Origin of the sequence: Cytobacillus firmus NBRC 15306, from assembly GCF_001591465.1 — a bacterium.
GTDB classification, from domain to species: Bacteria; Bacillota; Bacilli; order Bacillales; family Cytobacillaceae; genus Cytobacillus; species Cytobacillus firmus.
Genome location: NZ_BCUY01000197.1, coordinates 1 through 1718 on the forward strand (window position 1 = coordinate 1; position 1718 = coordinate 1718).

2 protein-coding genes are annotated in these 1718 nt (G+C 42.8%); one reads left to right on the top strand and one right to left on the bottom strand.

Features of this window, described 5'->3' with window-relative positions; all coding sequences use genetic code 11:
* Nucleotides 1-82: 82 nt before the first annotated feature.
* Nucleotides 83-247 carry a hypothetical protein gene (locus tag BFI01S_RS23620; protein ID WP_169799804.1) on the bottom strand — a complete coding sequence of 55 codons (165 nt, stop codon included), beginning with the start codon at nt 245-247 and terminating at the stop codon, nt 83-85.
* A 247-nt stretch (nt 248-494) separates the two neighbouring features.
* On the opposite strand from BFI01S_RS23620, the gene BFI01S_RS21770 reads away from it, so the two are divergent.
* Nucleotides 495-1655 (top strand): MFS transporter, encoded by a 1161-nt coding sequence (locus BFI01S_RS21770; RefSeq protein ID WP_061794430.1) that lies wholly within the window; start codon nt 495-497, stop codon nt 1653-1655.
* Nucleotides 1656-1718 lie beyond the last annotated feature (63 nt).

A 1718-nucleotide genomic window follows, 5' to 3' on the forward strand; every position in this document is an offset into this window, starting at 1 on the left:
CCTCTGAATCTTGAAGTGGGGGTCTTACTGCCCGTTAGACTGCGATAAAAAAACCCTGCTGGAGACCCGCAGGGATTATCACTTAGCTATAGTCATTTAAAACGGTTCCAGTCAGATTGAATTCAGGTTCCATGCTTTTGATGGCATTTGTGTGAATAGGAGTTGTAGCGGCAGGCTGTATTTCTTCAATCACAGGTGGTGTCTGCGGGGATAAATTAAGCCCTTTCTTTGCTTGATTGTCCAACAAATGAATCAACTCCTTTACAGTATTTGTTAATTACATTCCTATTTTACTGTTATATTCAAACATGTAAATTCTGGAAGTTGTCTTAGGGTGATATTTTTATTTTTCCACAAAAAATTATTTTTATTTACAAATAGGCATTTATTATATTTAGATTATTCTATCCTTTGAGCTTGCACAGTCAAGTATGTTAAGATGTTATTTTATTGAAATTAAGATAATCGCTAGGATACTAGAGAGGAAGTTCAGCTTGGATAAACGCATCTATTTATTGGCAATCATATCATTTGTTGTTGGGATGGTGGAATTGATTATAGGAGGGCTGCTGGATCTTGTCGCTTCAGATTTGGGTGTCAGCCTGGGGCAGGCAGGTTTGTTGATTACCGTATTTTCGCTCGCCTTTGCCATAGCAGCGCCTGTTCTGCTCACGATGACGGTTAAAATGGAACGCAGCCGTTTAATGATGATATCATTGGCTGTATTTTTGGCCGGGAACATTGTGGCTGTATTCAGTCCGCTTTATAGTGTTTTATTAGTCGGCCGAATTCTGGCGGCAGGAAGCGGCTCACTTCTTATTGCCTTATGCATGACTATGGCGTCCTACATCGTTTCAGAAGAATATCGTGCACGTGCGATCGGCATCGTGTTTATGGGAATCAGTGCTTCCCTTGTTCTTGGGGTTCCGATAGGATTAATGCTTGGAAATGCTTTTGGCTGGCGTGCTCCATTTATGCTGATTTCAGCACTTACACTCTTATCTATGGCGGGGGTGTACTTCTTTCTGGGAAAGGTTGCTCCAAAGCCCGCTGTGCCGATTGGCGTACAGCTTAGAACGCTGAAAAGCAGGAAAATAGCACTTATCCAGATAACATCCTTTTTATTAATGACCGGTCATTTAGCTTTTTACGGATACCTGACACCTTTTCTGAAAATGAATATGGGGCTTGACGGAAACTGGGTCAGTATCGTGTATCTGATTTTCGGGATTGCGGCGGTAATCGGAGGCGGCCTTGGCGGTCATCTGGCTGACCGTTTTGGTGCAAAATCGGTCATCTTAACACTTGTTGCCATGTTTGGACTTACCCTTTTCGCATTGCCTTTTGCCGCTGTTTCCCTGCCGGTTTTCCTTTTTACAGTTGTCATTTGGAGTATGCTCAGCTGGGCGGTCACACCGGCCATACACAGCTACTTAATTGAAGTAACTCCGGAAACTTCGGATATCCAGCAGACATTGAACAATTCCGCAGTCCACATGGGAATGGCATTTGGCAGCATGATCGGCGGAATCATGATTGAGACAACCTCCGTTGAATATAATGCAGCTGCCGGAAGTATTTTTATTATTATTGCTTTTGGCACGGCAGCTCTTTCCATGGCGAAAAAAGAAAGAAGGACTGCTGCAGCAGATTAATTGATGTCGGCTTCTATGGAGGCCGGCATTTTTTTAGAGTAAAGTGACAAACTATTTCAATTC